The 18459-nt window shown below is 69.4% G+C and carries 15 protein-coding genes and 1 tRNA gene; 5 read left to right on the forward strand and 11 right to left on the reverse strand.

Features of this window, described 5'->3' with window-relative positions:
* Positions 1–61: 61 nt before the first annotated feature.
* Both rho and thrB read right to left on the reverse strand, forming a co-directional pair.
* Complete coding sequence (rho, locus tag A3CQ_RS0122720) at positions 62–2086, reverse strand: transcription termination factor Rho (RefSeq protein ID WP_020513255.1); 2025 nt, start codon at positions 2084–2086, stop codon at positions 62–64.
* 337 nt (positions 2087–2423) lie between these two features.
* Positions 2424–3335: a homoserine kinase gene (gene thrB / locus A3CQ_RS0122725; protein ID WP_020513256.1), complete on the reverse strand. Its 912-nt coding sequence runs from the start codon at positions 3333–3335 to the stop codon at positions 2424–2426.
* A gap of 110 nt (positions 3336–3445) precedes the next feature.
* Between thrB and A3CQ_RS0122730 the strand changes: the two genes are divergently transcribed.
* Complete coding sequence (locus A3CQ_RS0122730) at positions 3446–3826, forward strand: hypothetical protein (protein WP_157296177.1); 381 nt, start codon at positions 3446–3448, stop codon at positions 3824–3826.
* Here A3CQ_RS0122730 and A3CQ_RS0122735 read toward each other — a convergent pair.
* Positions 3789–5021 carry an MFS transporter gene (locus A3CQ_RS0122735; protein ID WP_020513258.1) on the reverse strand — a complete coding sequence of 411 codons (1233 nt, stop codon included), beginning with the start codon at positions 5019–5021 and terminating at the stop codon, positions 3789–3791. The two genes, A3CQ_RS0122730 and A3CQ_RS0122735, sit on opposite strands and share 38 nt — an antisense overlap.
* A 56-nt stretch (positions 5022–5077) precedes the next feature.
* Positions 5078–8335 (reverse strand): efflux RND transporter permease subunit, encoded by a 3258-nt coding sequence (locus tag A3CQ_RS0122740; RefSeq protein ID WP_020513259.1) that lies wholly within the window; start codon positions 8333–8335, stop codon positions 5078–5080.
* Positions 8336–8489: 154 nt separating this feature from the next.
* On the opposite strand from A3CQ_RS0122740, the gene A3CQ_RS0122745 reads away from it, so the two are divergent.
* Positions 8490–8906, forward strand: a complete 417-nt coding sequence (locus tag A3CQ_RS0122745; RefSeq protein ID WP_084699179.1) for a MarR family transcriptional regulator — start codon at positions 8490–8492, stop codon at positions 8904–8906.
* Here the strand turns inward: A3CQ_RS0122745 and thrC are convergent.
* From thrC to argS, 5 genes are all read right to left on the reverse strand, one after another.
* Positions 8892–9941 (reverse strand): threonine synthase, encoded by a 1050-nt coding sequence (thrC, locus tag A3CQ_RS0122750; protein ID WP_020513261.1) that lies wholly within the window; start codon positions 9939–9941, stop codon positions 8892–8894. The two genes, A3CQ_RS0122745 and thrC, sit on opposite strands and share 15 nt — an antisense overlap.
* 76 nt (positions 9942–10017) lie before the next feature.
* A complete protein-coding gene (locus A3CQ_RS0122755) occupies positions 10018–10389 on the reverse strand; it encodes a VOC family protein (protein WP_020513262.1) in 372 nt (123 codons plus the stop codon).
* A gap of 3 nt (positions 10390–10392) precedes the next feature.
* Positions 10393–11703: a homoserine dehydrogenase gene (locus tag A3CQ_RS0122760; protein WP_020513263.1), complete on the reverse strand. Its 1311-nt coding sequence runs from the start codon at positions 11701–11703 to the stop codon at positions 10393–10395.
* Positions 11700–13085 carry a diaminopimelate decarboxylase gene (gene lysA, locus A3CQ_RS0122765; RefSeq protein WP_020513264.1) on the reverse strand — a complete coding sequence of 462 codons (1386 nt, stop codon included), beginning with the start codon at positions 13083–13085 and terminating at the stop codon, positions 11700–11702. Before lysA ends, A3CQ_RS0122760 begins: the two co-directional genes overlap by 4 nt.
* 3 nt (positions 13086–13088) lie before the next feature.
* Positions 13089–14747, reverse strand: a complete 1659-nt coding sequence (gene argS / locus A3CQ_RS0122770) for an arginine--tRNA ligase (protein WP_026206053.1) — start codon at positions 14745–14747, stop codon at positions 13089–13091.
* 85 nt (positions 14748–14832) lie between these two features.
* Here argS and A3CQ_RS0122775 point away from each other — a divergent pair, with 85 nt between their 5' ends.
* The 3 genes from A3CQ_RS0122775 to A3CQ_RS0122785 all read left to right on the forward strand — a co-directional run bounded on the left by A3CQ_RS0122775 (position 14833) and on the right by A3CQ_RS0122785 (position 16431).
* Complete coding sequence (locus tag A3CQ_RS0122775; protein ID WP_026206054.1) at positions 14833–15642, forward strand: thioredoxin-like domain-containing protein; 810 nt, start codon at positions 14833–14835, stop codon at positions 15640–15642.
* Entirely contained in the window at positions 15639–16310 is a 672-nt protein-coding gene (locus A3CQ_RS0122780) for a DUF305 domain-containing protein (RefSeq protein WP_020513267.1), read from the forward strand. The genes A3CQ_RS0122775 and A3CQ_RS0122780 overlap by 4 nt, the downstream gene beginning before the upstream one ends.
* A gap of 49 nt (positions 16311–16359) precedes the next feature.
* Positions 16360–16431: transfer RNA gene (locus A3CQ_RS0122785), tRNA-Arg, on the forward strand.
* A gap of 84 nt (positions 16432–16515) precedes the next feature.
* Here A3CQ_RS0122785 and A3CQ_RS0122790 read toward each other — a convergent pair.
* Positions 16516–17973, reverse strand: a complete 1458-nt coding sequence (locus tag A3CQ_RS0122790) for a tyrosine-type recombinase/integrase (RefSeq protein WP_020513268.1) — start codon at positions 17971–17973, stop codon at positions 16516–16518.
* Positions 17974–18159 (reverse strand): helix-turn-helix transcriptional regulator, encoded by a 186-nt coding sequence (locus A3CQ_RS59275; protein WP_084699180.1) that lies wholly within the window; start codon positions 18157–18159, stop codon positions 17974–17976.
* Positions 18160–18459 lie beyond the last annotated feature (300 nt).

Raw genomic sequence — 18459 nt, forward strand, 5'->3', positions numbered from 1 at the left:
ACCGTGTGCGACAAAAAGGACGCGGCCCCGTCGTGGAGACGGGGCCGCGTCCGAAAGCCGGTTACTCGCCCGGCGTCGACTTCGCGATCTGCATCAGGAACTCGACGTTCGTCCGGGTCTGCTTGAGCCGGTCGAGCAGCAGGTCCAGGGCCGCGCCGGAGTCCAGCGAGTGGAGCACCTTGCGCAGCTTGTGGATGATCGCCAGCTCTTCCTTGCCGAGCAGGATCTCTTCCTTACGCGTGCCGGACGGGTCGATGTCGATCGCCGGGAAGACGCGCTTGTCCGCGATCTTGCGGTCGAGCTTGAGCTCGGCGTTACCCGTGCCCTTGAACTCCTCGAAGATCACCGTGTCCATCATCGAGCCGGTCTCGACCAGCGCGGTCGCGAGAATGGTGAGCGAGCCACCGTTCTCGATGTTCCGCGCCGCGCCCAGGAACCGCTTGGGCGGGTAGAGCGCGGTCGAGTCGATACCACCCGACATGATCCGGCCGGAGGCCGGCGCGGCCAGGTTGTACGACCGGCCGAGACGGGTCACCGAGTCGAGCAGGACGACCACGTCGTGGCCGAGCTCGACCAGCCGCTTGGCCCGCTCGATGGCGAGCTCGGCGACCGTGGTGTGGTCCTGCGGCGGACGGTCGAACGTGGCCGCGATGACCTCGCCCTTGACCGAGCGCTGCATGTCGGTGACCTCTTCGGGCCGCTCGTCGACCAGCACGACCATCAGGTGGCACTCGGGGTTGTTGTGGGTGATCGCGTTGGCGATCGCCTGCAGCACCATCGTCTTACCAGCCTTCGGCGGCGAGACGATCAGGGCGCGCTGGCCCTTGCCGATCGGCATGACCAGGTCGATGACCCGGGTGGTGAGGATGTGCGGCTCGGTCTCCAGCCGCAGGCGCTCCTGCGGGTAGAGCGGCGTGAGCTTGTAGAACTCGGGGCGGCGCCGGGCCTCCTCGGGCTCCATCCCGTTGATCGTGTCCAGCCGGACCAGCGGGTTGTACTTGTCGCGCCGGTTGTCGCCGCCGCTGTCGCGCGGGGTCGCCCGCACGGCGCCGGTGACCGCGTCGCCGCGGCGCAGGCCGTACTTCTTGACCTGCGACATCGACACGTACACGTCGTTCGAGCCGGACAGGTAGCCGGTGGTGCGCACGAACGCGTAGTTGTCGAGCACGTCGAGGATGCCGGCCACGGGGACCAGCACGTCGTCCTCGCTGACGTGCGGCTCGCGGCCGCCGTCCCGCTGACCGTCGCGCTGATTGTCCCGCTGGCCGCCGTCGCCGTCCCGGTCGCGGCCGCGACGACGGTCCCGGAAGCGGCTGCGCCGGCTACGGCGGCCGCCCTCGCCCTGGTCGTTGTCGTCGTCATCGTGACCTTGGTCACCGCTGTTGCGGGGGCCGCGGTCGTCGCGCTGGTTGCGGTCGTCGCGCGGGCCGCGGTCATCGCGCGGGCCACGGTCGTCCCGGGGTCCGCGGTCGTCACGCGGGCCACGGTCGTCGCGCTGGTTGCGGTCGTCCCGCTGGCCCTGGTTCCGCTGCCGGTCGCGGTTGCGCTCGCCCCGTTCCGGGCGCTCGGTGCGCTCGGCGGTGCCGGCGACGGCCTCGGGCTGGGCGGCAGCGGCGACCGGCTCGGCGGCCGGAGCCGACTCGCGCGGGGCCGACTCGCGCGGCGCGGACTCACGGGAGTCACGGCGCTCGCGACGCTGCCGGCTGCCACCCTCGGTGGCCGGTGCGGCCTCCGGCTGCACAACGGCGATCTGCGGGGCCTCGACCGGCGCGGCGGCGGGGGCCTCGACCGGCGCCGCCTTCTCGACGACCGGCGCGGCCGATACTGCGCTGGGGCGCTGACGCGGTGCGGCCTCGGCCGCGGGCGCGCCACCGCTCTGCCGCTCGGAGATCGCGGTGATCAGCTCACCCTTGCGCATGCGGGCGGTGCCCGAAATACCCAGGGACGCGGCGAGGCTCTGCAGCTCGGGCAGCAGCATCGCGGACAGCCCGGTGCCGCCTCGGCGGCGCTTCGTGGCGGTCGCGGTGGTGCCGGCGCCGTCAGCGACGTCAGAAACACCCGACGTCACGTCGGTGGTGTCGCTCAATGGATTCCTTCCGTCGGAAAAATCCCGAGACGCCCGGTCTGCAGCCTGGTGGCCGGGTGGCTCGGATCCCGCCTCGCCGAGGCGACGCGGAGGTTGTGCAGCACGGCAGCTCGACGGTGTCCCTGCCCGTCTTACGTTGACGAGTAGGTCTCGGCGAGTGCAGAGCGACCTGGGAGACTGCTGCTCGGCGTTTTGCCTTGCTGAGAATGAGACGACCTGCCAGGAGGTCACTAGGTCTCTGGGGGTGCGCGCCGAACCGCAAAAGGATCGCTTGCTTCGCGGCTGTGCTTGGTCTTGAGCGTAGTCAACTCGTGCGACCTGCGGCAACAGGGCCCCGCTAGGCGAGTTCCACCATACTCCCTTTGACAAGAGCACCGCGCGCATCCACGCCCAACGTCTCGACGCGCCATTCTGTTCCCGGATGGAAATCGGCCGGGACCTCGGACAACGCCAGGACGGCCGGTCCCGCGCCACTGACCACGGCGGCGACGCCGACCGATCGCAGCGACGCCACGAGCGACGCGGTGCCCGGCATCGACTCGGCGCGGTACCCCTGGTGCAGCCGATCCTCGGTGGCCGGGAAGAGCAGCGTGGGATCGCCGGTGATCGCGTGGGTCAGCAGGGCCGCCCGACCGGCGTTGAAGGACGCGTCGGCGTGGGGGACACCCGGCGGCAGCGCGGCCCGCGCCGAGGCGGTCAGCCCACGCTCCGCCGGAACAAAAACCTTGGGGCGTACGCCTTCGTGGGCCCCCAACCGCACGGCCCGCGCGCCCGCCCCCTCGGTCCAGGCGATCGTGAATCCGCCGAGCAGGCAGGGCGCCACGTTGTCGGGATGGCCCTCGAGCCGGGCCGCGATGCGCAGCGCGTCCGCGTCGTCGATCAGACTCATGCCGTCCTTCACCAGCCCGCGCGCCAGCTGGATGCCGCCGACGATGGCCGCCGAGGACGAGCCTAGGCCGCGCGCCTGCGGGATGCGGTTGACGCACTGGACGGCCAGGCCGGGCGGCCGCTCGCCGAGCGCGTCGAAGGCCGCCAGCATCGCCCGCACCACCAGGTGCTCCTCGTCGCCGGGCAGTTCGCCGGCACCCTCGCCGCGCACGGCCACGGTGACGCCACCGTCGGCGACCCGGGCCTCGAGATCGTCGTAGAGGGTCAGCGCGAGGCCGAGGGCGTCGAAGCCAGGGCCGAGGTTGGCGCTGGTGGCCGGCGTGCGCACGGAGACCGGGTCGGTCACGAAGGTCAGGCCCATCGGCACATGCTAAGCGTTGATCCCCGTCCAACCGCCCCGCCACCGCCCTTGACCGGACTGAAGACCGCTCATTCACCGGGATGTCGCACCCGACCGGTACGGTCTGCGGCGTGATCTCGGTAGGCACGTTTCTCGGGATAAGCGTGGTGCAGCTGCCGGTCTTCGCGGTGCTGATCGTGGGCCTCATCCTGCTCGCCGGCCAGGGCGACCGGCTGCCGCCGCGCAGCCGGCTGCTGGCCCGGGCCGGGCTGGCGGTGATGCTGGCCGAGAGCCTCGCCTCGATGACCTGGTCGGCCCTGCTGCCGCAGCTGCTCTCCCAGCTCGATTTCGACAGCGGCATCATGCACACGTACGCCTTGGCCAGCGCGCTTGTCGGATTTCTGCTGGCGGTGCTGTTCGCGACCGGCATCGGGCTGCTCGTGGGCGCCCTGATGGCGGCGCGGCAGCCGCCGTTCAGTCCCCCGGGCCCGCCGGGGCCTCGGCCAGAGTGAGGCGGCGGGTCGCTATCCGCCACCCGATGGCGTACGAGAGCGTGATCAGGCCGCAGCCGGCCAGGATCAGGCGGTCGTCGACGTGGTCGACGACCGAGGTGGCGATCAGCTGGCTCACCGTGATGGCCAGCGTGGCGAGCATGAGGTCGGTGGCGAAAACCCGGCCGCGCAGCTGGTCGGGCACCGCGCCCTGCAGGGCGTAATTCGACAGCGTCCAGTTCGTGCCGCCGGCGAAATGCGCCACGAAGACGAGCACGAGCACCATCGGAAACCAGGGCGTCACCGAGACGGCGAGGTACCCGGCGCCGTAGAGCGCCATCGACAGCGCCAGGCTCGGCAGCAGCCACCCCGGCCGGTGCAGCACGGGACGCAGCGCGAACGGGCCCACCAGCGCGCCCAGGCCGCGCACGGCGAAGAGGAGCCCGGCGCCGAGCGCGCCGACGCCGTGCATCGCGGCGATCAGCGGAAAGACGATCAGCACGCCGTTGCCGAGCCCGGCCGCCGACTTGACCGTGACCAGCGCCCGGATCCGCGGGCGGGCGCCGATGTAGCGCAGCGCCTCGATCAGCGCGTGCCAGGTCTGCGCGGCGACCTCGCCGTCGGCCCGGGCCGCCTGCAAGGGCCGGCGGACGGAGGAGTTGAGCACGGCCGCGACGAGCAGGCAGGCGGCGGTGACCGCGAAGCTCCAGTACGGCCCGGCGGCCGCGCCCACGACGCCGCCCAGCGAGGCGCCGACGATCGTCATGGTGCCCCAGGCCGAGCCCGAGATCGCGTTGGCCGCCGGCAGATCGGCCGGGTCGACGACGTTGGGCAGGGCGGCCGTGGCGGCCGGGGTGTAGAACGCCTTGGCCACCGACATCGCGCCGATGGCGACCAGGGCGAGCGGCGCCGTCGCGGCCGACCGGACGGCGAACAGCAGCAACGCCGCGAGAAACGCGCAGACGTTCGCGGTGACCAGGATCTTGCGCCGGTCGAAGCGGTCGGCGATGGTGCCGGTGAACGGCAGCAGCAGGGCGTTGATGCCGGTGTCGGCGGCCAGGACCAGACCGCCCCAGACGCCGCTGCCGGTGAGCTCGGGCAGCAGCACAAGCAGCGGCACCATGACGAACCAGTCGGCGCCGAAGACGACGAGTTCCGCCCCGAGCAGGCGGCGGAAGTCCCGATTACGGCCGACGACCGCGAATGTTGCTGCCACGTAAAGGAATCTAACCGGTGGCGGGGCCGGCCAAGATCAGCCGACCCCGCCGACGATCACTTCGACTCGTGGGGACGGCGGGTGACCTTCAGCACCTCGAACTGGTCGGTGTAGCCGCGCAGCGCGCCGCTCGGCGTCGCCGGCTGGGCCTCGTGGGCGCCGCCGCTGGTGTCGGGGGCCACGCCGACCGGGACGTCGGCGCCCGGGTCGTCGGCCGCGTGCTTGGGCTCCTCGACCGGGAGGCCCCTGGCCGCTCGCTTCGCGGCCCGCTTGGCCCGCCGCTTCTCCTTCCGGTTCTCGACCATCGTGTAGAGCGTCGGGACCAGCACCAGGGTGAGTAGCGTCGAGCTGACCAGACCACCGATGACCACAATGGCCAGTGGCTGGGAGATGAACCCGCCCTCGCCGGTGAGGCCGAGCGCCATCGGCAGCAGCGCGAAGATGGTCGCGATCGCGGTCATCAGGATCGGCCGCAGCCGGTGCCGGCCACCCTCGATCACCGCCTCCTGCACGCCCATGCCCTGCGCCCGGTAATGGTTGATCAGATCCATCAGCACGATGGCGTTGGTGACCACGATGCCGACGAGCATCAGCACGCCGATCAGCGACGGCACGCCGAGCGCGGTGCCCGTGACGAGCAGCAGCACGATCGCGCCGGTCGCCGCGAACGGGATCGAGACCAGCAGGATCACCGGCTGGATCAGGCTGCGGAACGTCGCCACCATGATGATGAAGACGATCGCGATGGCCGCCAGCACGGCCAGGCCGAGCTGCTTGAACGCGTCCGCCTGGTCCTGGCTGACGCCGCCGAGCGAGTACGACGCGCCGGCCGGCAGGGTGAGCGCGTCCAGTTTCTTCTTCAGATCCGCGGTCGCGGCGCCGAGGTCGGAGCCGGTCGCGGTGCCCTTGACCGAGGCGCTGCGGTTGCCGTCGACGCGGGTGACCTGCTCGGGGCCGGCGACCTGGTTGACGTCCGCGACCTGGTCGAGCCGGATCACGCCGCGGGGCGTGCTGACCGGCATGGCCTTGAGCGCGCTCGGGTCGGCCGGGGCGTCGCCGTAGGAGACGACGACGTTCTCGCTGACCCCGTCGACCGTGATCGAGCCGGCCGGAGCGTCCCGGAACGCGGCGGCCACGGTCTGCCCGATCTGGGCCTCGGTGAGGCCGTACTGGGCGGCCACGTCGCGCTTCACCGCGACGTCCAGGCGCGGGACGCTGGCGGCGAGCGTGGTGGTCACGTCGCTGACGCCCGCGGTCCCGGTCATCGCCTGCTGCACCTGCTGGACGGCCTGCTCGAGGACGGGCTGGTCGGCGGCCTGCACGTCGACCGAGATCTCGTTGCCACCCAGGCCCGAGTTGTCGTTGCCGACCGTGATGTCGCCGACGTCGGTCATCTTGTCGAACTGCGCGCGCAGGTCGTCGGAGACCACCTCGGCGTCGGCATCGGAGTTGAGGCCGACCTGGAAGTTCGCGGTGCTGGCTCCGGAGGCGCCCGCGAACGGGTTGAACTCGCCGTTGCCGACCGTGACCTGGTACGTCTTCACGGCCTTGTCGCCGGCGAGCACCGCCTCGACCTTCTTGGCCGCGTCGTTGGTGGCCGCGAGGCTGGTGCCGACCGGCAGTTCCTGGGTGATGCTCAGCGAGTCCTGCCCCGACTGGTCGAGGAAGTTGGTCTTCAGCTGGCTGCCGAGACCGAGCGTGATGATCAGGACGACCACGCCGATGGCCACCGTGGTCCAGCGCCGCTTGGTGGCGAACCGGATCACCGGCAGGTAGCCGCGCTGCAGCGGGCTGCGCAGTTCCTTCTGCTCGGCGGCGCGGCGCACGGCCTCGGAGTCGGATCCGGCCGGTGGCGGCTTGAGGAACCAGTACGCCAGCACGGGCACCACGGTCAGCGCCACGAACAGCGAGGCCAGCAGCGCGACGGTCACGGTGATCGCGAAGGACGAGAAGATCTGCCCGACGAGCCCGCCGACCAGGGCGATCGGCAGGAACACGGCGACGGTCGTGAGCGTCGAGGCGGTGACCGCACCGGCCACCTCCCGGACCGCCGCGATGATCGCGTGCCCCTTCTCCTCGCCGTACTCCAGATGTCTCTTGATGTTTTCCAGCACGACGATCGAGTCGTCCACGACGCGGCCGATGGCGATGGTGAGCGCGCCGAGCGTGAGCAGGTTGAGTGTGTAGTCGCCGATCCAGAGCGCGATCAGCGCGACCAGCACCGACAGCGGGATGGAGACGGCGGTCACCAGCGTCGAGCGCACCGACATCAGGAAGATCAGGATGACGATCACGGCCATCAACAGGCCGAGCAGGCCCTCGGTGGTGAGGCTCTTGATCGACCGTTCGACGTACGGCGCCTGGTCGACCACGACGGTGAGCTTGGCGCCCGAGTCCTTCTCGAGCTGGGCGAGCTTGTCGCGGACCTCGCGGGAGATCTGCACCGGATTACCGTTGGGCTTCGCGGTGACCTGGACGCCGAGGCTGTCGACGCCGTCGGTCCGGGTGTACGACGTCGGGTCGGGCAGCTTGCTCTCGACCGCGGCGACGTCACCGAGCTTGACCGGGCCGCGGCTGCCGGTGAGGTAGAGGCCCTTGAGGTCGTCGACCGAGGTGATCGGGTTGCCGACCTGCACGTTGAGCGACTTGTCGCCGTCGACGACCGAGCCGGCCGGGATGCTGATGCCGTTCGCCTGCAGGACCGTGGCGATCGACTGCGGGTTGGCGCCGGCCGCGGTGAGTTTCGCCAGGTCGGGCGTGATCACGACCTGCTTGGCGCGGGCGCCGGTCACCGTGGTGTCGCGGACGCCCTCGATCCCGTTGAGCTCGGGCACCACGGTCTGGTTGAGCTTGGTGAGCAGGTCGCTCTCGTCGGTGCCGCCCGAGGCGGCGAGGACGATCGCCGGGATGTCGTCGGTGCTGCCCGCGAAGATCTGCGGCTCCACGCTGTCGGGCAGCGTCGGCTGAATCCGGTTGACCGCGGTGGTCAGCTGGTTGACCGCCTGGTCGAGGTCGGTGCCGTAGACGAACAGCACGGTGACCGTCGCCGAGCCCTCGGACGTGGTCGAGGTGACGCTCTCGATGCCGTCGACGCCCTTGACCGCGTTCTCGATCGGCTCGGTGACCTGGTCCTGGATGATCTCGGGACTGGCACCGGGCAGCGAGGCCCCCACGAACGCGGCGGGGAACTCGATCGACGGGAACAGCTGTTGCTTCAGCGATGGGATGGCGAACAGCCCGAAGCCCGTGATCACGACGGCGATCAGGGCGACGAGGCTTCGGTTGGCAAGACTGAGCCGGGTCAGGAATGACATGGGCGCTCCCCCCGTAATAGTTCGGCCTGCATGAATAGTTTGCCTGAAGCGAACAAATGGTTTTTCACCGGGGGGCGCTGGTACCGTCCGGCCATCAGGGCGTCATGGAGAAGGGTCGGCTTTGACCGGGAACGAACAGCTCATCGCGGACATTATGGGCGCCCAGGAGCGGCTCCAGCAGATGTTCGGGTACGACCGGTCGGATCCGCTGTTCTCGTCCCACCTGACACTGTCGCAATTCAAGATCCTCATGCTGCTCGCCCGGCACGGCAATGTATCGGGTGGCGAGCTGGCCCGACTGCTCGGAGTCGGCCTCGCGGCGCTGAGCGGCATGATCGATCGGCTCGTGCAGCAGGACCTCGTGACACGCACCGAGGACCTGCGCGACCGGCGGGTGCGCCGGATCGGCCTCACGAGGAAGGGCGGCGAGCTCATCGGGAGCATCTTCAACGCCGGTGAGGCGAGAATGCGTGCGATCCTCAGCCGGCTCTCAGACGAGGAGCTCGACCTTGTGGCGCGCGCGTCGCAGCTGCTGGTGAAGGCGGCCGAAGAGGAGTCAGGCCAGGCCTAGCTCGCGGGCCGCGATCAGCACGTCGTTCTGAATGGTCGTCGGGGACGGCGCGGTCGAGATCGCCCATTCCGGGTCCTTGAGGCCGTGACCGGTCACCGTGCAGACCACGGTGGCGCCGGCCGGCACCCGGCCCGCCTGCGCCTGCTGGAGCAGGCCCGCCACGCTGGCCGCACTGGCGAGCTCGACGAAGACGCCGACCTCGCGGGCGAGCAGGCGGTAGGCGGTGAGGATCTCCCGGTCGGTGACCGCCTCGATCAGGCCGCCGGACGCGTCCCGGGCGTCGAGCGCCTTGGTCCAGCTGGCGGGGTTGCCGATGCGGATCGCGGTGGCGATCGTCGACGGCTCGGGGACGACCTTGCCGTTCACGATCGGGGCGGCGCCGGAGGCCTGGAAGCCGTACATCTTGGGGAGCTTGGTGGCGTTGCCGGCCTCGTTGTCCTCGAGATAGCCCATCCAGTACGCCGAGATGTTGCCGGCGTTGCCCACGGGGAGGCAGTGGATGTCGGGGGCGTCGCCGAGCGCCTCGACGATCTCGAAGGAAGCGGTCTTCTGCCCGTGCAGCCGGAAGATGTTCACCGAGTTGACCAGCGAGACCGGGAAGTCCTGCGAAAGCTTGGCCGCGAGCGCGAGGCAATCGTCGAAGTTGCCGTTGACCTGCAGCAGCTTGGCGCCGTGCACGAGGGCCTGGGCCAGCTTGCCGAGCGCGATCTTGCCCTGCGGCACGAGGACGGCGCAGGTGAGGCCCGCGCGGGCCGCGTACGCCGCGGCCGACGCGCTGGTGTTGCCGGTGGAGGCGCAGATGATCGCCTTGGAGCCGTCCTCGACCGCCTTGGACACGGCCATGGTCATGCCGCGGTCCTTGAACGAGCCGGTCGGGTTGGCCCCCTCGACCTTGAGGTAGACGTCGGCGCCGACCCGCTGGGACAGCACCGGCGCCGGCACGAGCGGCGTGTTGCCCTCGTGCAGCGTGACCACCGGGGTGGCGTCGGTGACCGGCAGACGGTCCCGATAGCGCTCGATCAAGCCCCGATACATGGTCGACTCCTCCGGTTTCACTGCGGGCCGGGTCCCAGGGTGCCGGACGGCACCGAATCTTGGGACCGAATGCCCACTACTCGGGACGGTGGCTCACGGCCTCGACGTTGTTGCCGTCCGGGTCGCGGACGAACGCGCCGTAGTAGTTCTCGTGGTACTCCTCGTGGACCCGGGGCTCGTGCAGCACCTCGGCGCCGCTCGCGACGGCCGCCTTGAAGAACGCGTCCACCTCGGCGCGCGACGAGGCCACGAACGCGATGTGCGACTCACGGAAGCCGTCGCCCTCGTTCAGCTCGCCGATCCAGAAATCCGGGTGGTCAGTCGACCCGTACCCGATGGCGACCTTGAAGTCCATCAACCGGCTGACGCCCAGCGGGGCCAGTGCGGCGTCGTAGAAGGCCGCGCTCGCGGCCAGATCGGAACACTGGAACCCCACGTGGTCGAGCACGGCTCAGACCCCTCCCTCGACGCGCAGCACGCTCGCGATGGACCGGACCATCTCCAGTTGCGACAGTGAGTCGACGGTAGCGGCCAGATTGGCGTCCGGTGCGCCGTGGGTCACGATGACCAGCTTCGCGTCCTCCTCGCGGCCCGACTGGCGGACGGTCGCGATCGACACCTCGTGCCGGGCGAAGACCCCGGCCACGGTGGCCAGCACGCCCGGCCGGTCGTCCACGTCGAGGTTGATGTGGTACCTCGTGACGGCCGCGCCGATCGGGCGGATCGGCAGGTGGGCGTAGTTGCTCTCGCTCGGTGCCCGGGTGCCGGAGAGCCGGTTGCGGGCTGCCGCCACGATGTCGCCGAGCACGGCGCTCGCGGTCGGCGTGCCGCCCGCCCCACGGCCGTAGAACATGAGCTGACCGGCCGCCTCGGCCTCGACGAAGACCGCGTTGAACGCGTCGCCGACGCCGGCCAGCGGGTGGCTGCGCGGGATCATCGCGGGGTGCACCCGCACGCTGACCGACTCGACGCCGGCCTCGTCCGGGCCACGCTCGGCGATGCACAGCAGCTTGATCGTGCAGCCCATCTCCTGGGCGCTGGCCATGTCGCCGGCGGTCACCCCGGTCATGCCCTCGCGGAACACGTCGGCGGCGGTGACCCGGGTGTGGAAGGCCAGGGAGGCGAGGATGGCCGCCTTGGCCGCGGCGTCGAAGCCCTCGACGTCGGCCGTGGGGTCGGCCTCGGCGTACCCCAGCTCGGTGGCCTCTTCCAACGCCTCGCTGAAACCGGCGCCGGAAGCGTCCATCGACGAGAGAATGAAGTTGGTGGTGCCGTTGACGATGCCGGTGACCCGGGTGACCCGGTCGCCGTGCAGCGACTCGCGCAGCGGGCGCAGCAGCGGGATCGCGCCGGCGACCGACGCCTCGTAGTAGAGATCGGCGCCGCCCTCGGCCGCCGCGTCGTGCAGCGCGGCGCCGTCCTCGGCGAGCAGCGCCTTGTTCGCCGTGATCACGCTCTTGCCACCGCGCAGCGCCTCGACGAGCCAGGTGCGGGCCGGCTCGATGCCGCCCACCACCTCGACCACGACGTCGACGTCGTCGCGCTTGACCAGACCGAGCGCGTCGGTGGTGAACAGGTTTTCCTTGATGGGAAGGTCACCGCGCTCGCGGCCGAGCCGCCGGACCGCGACGCCGACGATCTCCAGCGGGGCGCCGATCCGGGCCGTCAGGTCGTCAGCCTGATGGTGCAGCAGGCGGACGACTTCCGTGCCGACGGTGCCGCAGCCCAGGAGGGCCAGGCGGATCGGTTTACTCACGCTCATCCAACATCCAATGCGAGCAGGTCGTCCTCGGTCTCCCGGCGCACGATCACGCGCGAGGCGCCGTCGCGCACCGCCACCACCGGCGGCCGAGGCACATGGTTGTAGTTGCTGGCCATGCTCCGGCAATAGGCGCCGGTGCCCGGCACGGCAAGAAGATCTCCGGGCCGCACGTCCGCGGGCAGGAATTCATCCTTCACGACGATGTCCCCGCTTTCACAATGCTTTCCCACGACGCGGGCCAGCATCGGCTCGGCGGGACTGCGCCGGCCGGCGACCGTGGCCGAGTAGGAGGCGTCGTAGAGCGCGGTGCGGATGTTGTCGCTCATGCCGCCGTCGACGCTCACGTACGTGCGGATGCCGTCGACGTCCTTGACCGTGCCGACCTCGTAGAGGGTGAACACGGCCGGCCCGACGATCGCGCGGCCCGGCTCGACGGAGAGCCGCGGCTTGCGCAGGTTCGCCAGGTCGCACTCGCCCTCGACGATCTTGTTGATCCGTTTGGCCAGGTCACCGGCCGTGGAGGGGTCGTCCTGGGTGGTGTACGCGATGCCGAAGCCGCCGCCGAGGTCGAGTTCATCGAGCTCCACGCCGCGGGCGTCGCGGATCTGCGCCTGCAGTTCCAGCACACGGCGGGCCGCGACCTCGAAGCCGGATGTGTCGAAGATCTGCGAGCCGATGTGGGAGTGCAGGCCGCGCAGGTCGAGGACGCCCTCGTCGAGGATCTTGACGGCCGCCGCGAAGGCCGCGCCGCCGGCCAGCGAGAAGCCGAACTTCTGATCCTCGTGGGCGGTCGCGATGAACTCGTGCGTGTGAGCCTCGACACCGACTGTCACGCGTACGAGAACCTTTGGCCTTTTGTTTGATTTTTTCGACAAATCGGTCAGGCGGGTTATTTCGTCGAAGGAGTCGACGACGATGCGACCCACGCCGGCCTCGAGCGCCCGGGACAGTTCGGACACCGACTTGTTGTTGCCGTGGAAGCCGATCTTTTCCGCCGGGAAGCCGGCTTTGAGCGCCACCGCCAGCTCGCCGCCCGAGCACACGTCGAGGAAGAGGCCCTCCTCCTGGATGATCCTGACGACCGCCTTGCACAGGAACGACTTGCCCGCGTAGTAGACGTCCGCGTCGCCGAACGCCGCCGCGAACTCCCGGCAGCGCGACCGCAGGTCGTCCTCGTCGAGGAGGTAGGCCGGCGTGCCGTGCTCCTGCGCCAGATCGGCGACGTTCACGCCGCCGATCTCCAAAGACCCGGCCTCGGTGCGACTCACGGTGCGTGGCCACAGTTGCGGCACGAGGGCATTGACATCCTCGGGCGTACGCAGCCAGGCCGGCCCCCGGTAACCGAGGTCGCCGTGCAGCGCCCCGGCCTCATGAGCTCGCATGCCCTACATCCTTTCGGGGGCCGAGACCCCGAGCAGGCCCAACCCGTTAGCGATCACCGTACGGGTGGCGTCGTTGAGCCAGAGCCGCGCCCGCTGCAGGTCCGTGATCGGCTCGTCGCCCTGCGGCAGCACCCGGCACTTGTCGTAGAAGCGGTGGTACGCCCCGGCGACCTCCTCCAGGTACCGCGCGACGTGGTGCGGTTCGCGCAGCTCGGCAGCCCGGGCGACCACCTCCGGGTACTCCCCCAGCGCCTTGAGGAGGTCGTTCTCCTTCTCGTGGACGAGCAGCGACGGGTCGAACTTGCCGTCTTTTGTGAGGCCGACCTCGGCGGCGTTGCGGGCCACGTTCGCCGTACGGGCGGCGACGTATTGCACGTAGTAGACCGGGTTGTCGTTGCCGGCCTTGGTCCAGACGGCGATGTCGAGGTTGATCGGCGAGTCGGACGAGTAGCGGGCCAGCGCGTACCGGGTGGCGTCCACGCCGAGCGCGTCGACGAAGTCCTCCAGCGTCACGACCGTGCCGGCGCGCTTGCTCATCCGTACCGGCTCGCCGTCGCGGACGAGGTTGACCAGCTGGCCGATGAGGATCTCGAGGTTGCGCTCGGGGTCGTCGCCGAAGCACGCGGACATCGCCTTCATCCGGCCGATGTACCCGTGGTGGTCGGCGCCCAGCATGATCACGACCCGGTCGAAGCCGCGCTCGCGCTTGTCCAGGTAGTAGGCGCAGTCGGCGGCGAAGTACGTCCAGTCGCCGTCGGACTTGCGCAGCACCCGGTCCTTGTCGTCGCCGAACTCGGTCGTGCGCAGCCAGGTCGCCCCGTCGGCCTCGAAGATGTGCCCCTGCGCGCGCAGCCGGTCGAGCGCCTCCTGCAGCTCGCCCCGCTCGTGCAGGTCCTTCTCGTTGAAGTAGACGTCGAAGTGCACGCCGAACTCGTCCAGCGACTGCTTGATCTCGGCGAACATCAGGTCGACGCCGACCCGGCGGAACGTCTCGAGCGCCTCCGGCTCGCCCAGCTCCAGCACGTCGGGGGCCTCGGCGCGTACGGCCGTGGCGATCTCCGCGATGTAGGCGCCGCCGTACCCGTCCTCCGGAGCCGGTTCGCCCTTCGCGCTCGCGTACAGCGACTTCGCGAAGCGGTCGATCTGCGACCCGGCGTCGTTGAAGTAGTACTCCGTGCCCACCGTCGCTCCGGCCGCACGCAGGAGCCTCGAAAGGGCGTCGCCCACCGCGGCCCACCGCACACCACCGATGTGTACGGGTCCGGTGGGGTTCGCGGAGACGAACTCCAGATTGATCCGGTCACCGTGCAGCGTGTCGGTATGTCCGTAATTTGCACCGGCGGTGACGATGTCGCGGGCCAGGATGCCCACCGCGGCCGCGTCGACCCGGATGTTCAGGAAGCCGGGACCGGCGATCTCCACCGACTTGATGCCCGGCTGCCGGCCGAGCTCCGCGGCCAGCGCCGTGGCCAGCTCACGCGGGGCCACCCCGGCCTTCTTGCCCAGCTGCAGGGCGAGCGTCGAGGCGTAGTCGCCGTGCTCGGGGTTGCGCGGTCGCTCCACGGTCGTTGTCTCGGGCAGCGCGGAAACATCGAGGCCGCGTGTCTCGAACACGGCACGAGCAGCTGAGAGAACGGTGGCAGCAAGGTTGGCGGGAGTCACCCATCCATGCTATCGGGGGTAGACTTTCGCACTCGGCGGCCACCCGAGCCCCGCCCTTCCGCTTATAACGAATCGACGAGGCACGATGAGCATGAGTACGCCGGGTCCCGAGCGGGTCCCGTCGACAGTCAAGGCCGGCAAAACCACCGGTCAGGGCAAGCCACCCTCCGGCGCCAAGAAGACCGGCCCCGCCGCCAAGAAAACCACGCCCGCCAAGAAGGCCGCCGCCGGTGGTAAGGGCCGCAAGCCCATCACGCCGGTCAAGGTCGGCGGCGGCCGCCCCTGGGGCCCGATCATCGTGATCGGTGTGGTCGCGCTGGTCGCCCTCGGCATCATCGGCTTCGGCGTCTTCAGCGTCGTCCAGGGCTCCCGCAGCTGGGAGGACAAGGTCGCCGACATCAAGGGCGTGGTCAACTACCGCGCCCAGAAAAACCCGCAGATCGACGCCCGCGACCACAAGGACGGTACGCTCAGCTACGTGACGAGCCCGCCGGTCGGCGGCGCTCACAACGCCACCCCGCAGAACTGCACGGGCGACGTGTACGACGCGCCGATCGCCAACGAGCACGCCGTGCACAGCCTCGAGCACGGCGCGGTCTGGATCACGTACAAGCAGGGTCTCCCCGCCGACCAGGTCGCCACGCTGGCCAAGAAGGTGCAGGGCAAGGACTACGAGTTCATGTCGCCGTACGCGGGCCTCGACAAGAACGTCTCGGTCCAGGTCTGGGGCTACCAGCTCAAGACCGACGACGTGAACGACCCGCGGATCGACGAGTTCATCAAGGACACGCGGATCGTGGCCGCCCTCGAGCCCGGCATCTCCTGCTCGGGCGGTAACACCACCACCGGCCCGGTCACCGCGGCCGCCAACGGTACGAGCATGGGCGGCTCATGACGCTCTCCACCGACTCGGAAGCGGCGGCCGAGGTCGCCGCTTCCGAGGACGTCCCGGTAACCGGCCGCGGCCGGCGCGGCTGGATCCTGCTGATCGCGGCGCTGCTGGTCGGCGCCCTGCTGGGCCTGGGCCTGGGCCTGGTGATCCCCCGCCTGTCCACCCCCGGCGACGACTCGGTGGAGGCCGGCTTCCTGCGCGACATGTCGACCCACCACGCCCAGGCCGTCGAGATGTCGATGATCGTCCACCAGAACTCGGACGACCCCGAGATCGTCTACCTGGCCTCCGACATCGCCCTGACCCAGCACGGCCAGATCGGCTACATGCAGGCTTGGCTGCGCGACTGGGACCTCAGCCCCACCAGCTCCCAGCCGCCCATGGCCTGGATGCCCGACTCGGCCGGCTCGGTGGTCAACGGCCTGATGCCCGGCATGGCGACCCCCGAGCAGCTGGCGGCCCTGCGCAAGGCCACCGGCAAGGACCTGAACGTCCAGTACCTCACGCTCATGCGCCAACACCACCTGGGCGGCATACACATGGCCCAGGAAGCGGTGAGGCTCTCCCACAACAAGGACGTGAAGTGGCTGGCCGGCACGATGGTCACCTCCCAACAGGGCGAGATCACCGTGATCGACAACCTGCTCAAAAAGCTCCAGGGCACGCAGTAGGTCGGTTGGCGGTGGTTCCTGGCGGCCTGCTAGGCTCTGGAACCACTGAGCCCCCGTAGCTCAGGGGATAGAGCGTCGCCCTCCGGAGGCGAAAGCGCAGGTTCGAATCCTGCCGGGGGCACAAGATTTCACCAGCACTTTCAGGCCGCTGACCTGCCCAGACAGGGACAGCGGCCTTACTCGTGTGTCCGGCTGTGTCCGGCTGTCACCGGCCCTCAACGGCCGTCCGCGGCAAATACGCGGCCAAGTTCACGGCCGTGACGCGAGCCGGCTTGCCGGGAGCCTCGCGGACCAGCCCGAGCGCGTCTTCGACCCTCCGCCGCATGGTGGCCTTCTCGCCGTCAAGGCACTTCGCGTAGATCCGCAACAGGACCTCGATCGACTGACCCGCCCACTCGGCGACCTGGGTCGACGGCACTCCCCCGTTGAGCCACGTCGAGACCGCGGCGTGACGTAGGTCGTAGGGCGTGCCGGCGAGCGGAGAGGCGCATACCTCATCGGTGAACACGTAGGCCCGCGTCCATCGCCAGATCCGGTGAATCGTGCCCACCGGTAGCTCTCGCTTGTTCCGCTCGCCCACGAACAGGCGCCCACCCGGCCCGGCTCCGAACCGATCGAGGTGTTCGTTGAGGAGGTCGGTCAACGGCGGCGGGATGGGCACAGTTCGCGACTCCCCGTGCTCCCGCTGTTTGAGCTGACGACGGTCCCGATTCTCGCCGCTGTTCGTCCAGTGCTTCCCGGCGTGCGGCTCGGCCGATTCGAACGTCATCGACCCCCACCCCTTGGCGGGCAGATCCACCAGATTCGACAACGTTAGTGGAATTCCCTCTTCTGGCCGCAGTCCGGCGTAGTACAGGCAGCCGTAATACGCCTTCATTCTCGGGCCAATCCGCCCTTGTTTTCCGACTCCCTCTATCAGGGTTCCCGCTTGCAGCGGGTTCGCCACAACCCTCCGGTCAATGCTGCCCGACAGCTTGCGGGCAACCTTCGTCGCCTTCAGGGAGTCGAGCGGATTCTTTCCCAGCAGTTTTCGTTCTACGCCGTATTGCAAGGATGTCCTGAATATCTTGCGGCGGCGGCCCGCCACGCTTGAGGCCAACGGGTCGCCGTCGATCTTCTGCCCAATACCGCTCACGACCGGTCGGAGGGTATCCGGGTTCGCCAGCACGGATACCGGTCGGCTGTTCCTGCGCGCCCAGGTGAGAGCAGACCGGATATCCTCAGGCATCTCAGGATCGGCACGCTTGACGGTGTTGAAAGCCCACACTCGAAGCGCAGTGCGCATAAGGCGCTCGTCGGGCATGCCGCGAGTGGAAGCGAACAGCAGCATGGTCGCTGCGGTCATGGCCTCGGCGTGCGTTCGCCGGGTTGTGGCCGCAACGTCCGGCCATTTCATGTCCACAAAGGCGCACGCGTGGTCGTACCACTTCTCGGTGTGGTCGATCCGGTCCATGGAAATCGGGCGACCGGTTGCGATAAAGAATGCCTCGCCCCGCCGGGCCGCCGAGGTCAGATCGGATCGGAAGCTTTCCGCCAAAGCGCTATTGGCGAAAGGCTCCTTCCATTCCTTGCCTGCGACGATCCACCGGACGTAGTAGGTCGTCTTGCGCGCACCGCGATAGACCTTCGTTTTCCACATGCGGACGTCGTAGGTGGTTTCCAACTAGACAGCCTCTTCCAGGGAATCGAGCCACTTGTCAAATTCGGAGCGACGGATGCGGAGTTCACCGTTCGGCAGCTTGATGCACCGAGGTGCCCGGCGCTTCGCTCGCCAGTCGTAGAAGGTTGATCGGCCGATTCCGACTTCCTGGCAGAACTCGACGATGGTCAGGTGCGCACGGGTTGCCACACCTACCTCCTCACGGGTGCGACGGGCCGCGCAGAACGGCCCTACGCGCCCGTTCTGCGCATGAGGGGTGGTTCGGGTGAGGGCGGCGCGGGCGCCGCCGTGGAGACCTTTAGAGCGACCCGCTGAGAGGCCCGTAGAGGCAAGATCCCGGCGTGGTTGGTATGACGGGATGCACCAATGTCTCTGCGGGCTTCTCAGCGGGTCGCCGCTTTGGGTCGTCGGGTAGGTCGCGTATGGGCCTGCGCGTGCCCCGGTTTGGGGGTCAAGCCGTACAAGCCGTACGCGATCTATGTTTTGGCT

Source organism: Paractinoplanes globisporus DSM 43857 (genome assembly GCF_000379645.1).
Classification (GTDB): domain Bacteria; phylum Actinomycetota; class Actinomycetes; order Mycobacteriales; family Micromonosporaceae; genus Actinoplanes; species Actinoplanes globisporus.